The 1,163-nt window shown below is 64.5% G+C and carries 1 protein-coding gene; it reads left to right on the top strand.

The features are described 5' to 3' along the window. Positions 1–186 precede the first annotated feature (186 nt). Positions 187–1,163: MFS transporter (locus EOA29_RS37190; protein ID WP_145970081.1), on the top strand; the 977-nt coding region annotated here is incomplete at its 3' end.

Genomic DNA, 1,163 nt, shown 5'->3' with positions numbered 1-1,163 from the left:
GCGAGCTCGCCCGCCAGAACCCTTCCGTCGGCCGCCAGCCGGTCGCGAATGAATTGGTGTCGTTCCTCGGTCAGCATGCACGATCCCATTTTGTTATGCACGTTCTTGCATGTTTTGCATGTTTATGCAAGAACGGCGCATCGGATCGGCAATGCCGTCCCCCCTCTCCCGATGGAAAATGCCGCAATGACCTTTGGCTTGAAACTCGCCCCCCAGCACCGCGTCTATGCCGGTTTCGCTATCTACTCCTTTGCCATGGGCAACATTTTCCCGCGCCTGCCGGACATCAAGCGCGCCATGGAGATCGAGGACGGCACGCTGGGGCTCAGCCTGATCGGGACGCCGATCGGCACCTTGACGGCGCTGACCCTAGCCACACCGATCCTGGAGCGCGTCGGCTTTCGCCGCGCGCTGCTTTGGCTGGTGCCGCTGATTGCGCTTGTCTACGCGCTTGCCGTTCATGCGCCGGGACCTGTCGCACTGTTCCTGCTGCTGCTGCCGGTCGGGCTGATGATCGGCAGCGTCGAGATCATCCTCAATGTCGAGGCCGACAGGACCGAGTTCATGCTGAAGCGCCGCATCATGAACCGGGCGCACTCCTTCTGGAGCGCGGGCTTCTTCGGCGCCGGGCTGTTCGGCGGCGCCATGGCGCATCTCGGCCTGTCGCCGCAACTGCATCTGGCGCTGGTGGTGCCGATGGTGGCGGTTTCGATGGCGCTGTTTCTCGGCGGCTTCGAACCGGCACCCGCCCGCTTCGCCGCCACAGGCCATAAGCCACCGATGTTCGCGCGGCCGACGCTGCCGATTCTGGTCCTCGTTGCGGTAACGCTTTCGGCAATGCTGCTGGAAGGCGCCAGCATCGACTGGTCGGCGATCTACATGCGCACCGTGTTCGACACCGGCCCCTTCGTCGCCGGCTTCACCGTGGCGCTGTTCGCGTTCTCGCAAGCGACCACCCGCTTCTTCGCCGACAGTTTCGTCGATCGCCACTCGCCGAGCGGCGTGGCGCGCGTGCTGCTGGCGACAATGGCGGCGGGCGTGCTTTTGGTCTTCCTGTCGCCGGCACCGTTTTTCTCATTGCTGGGCTTTGCGCTTCTGGGCATCGGCAACAGCGCCATCTTCCCGCTGGCGATCTCAGCCGCCGCTCAGCGCACGGACCGCTC

The organism is Mesorhizobium sp. M1E.F.Ca.ET.063.01.1.1, assembly GCF_003998155.1.
Lineage (GTDB): Bacteria > Pseudomonadota > Alphaproteobacteria > Rhizobiales > Rhizobiaceae > Mesorhizobium.
This window is presented reverse-complemented; position numbering and strand designations above follow the sequence as displayed.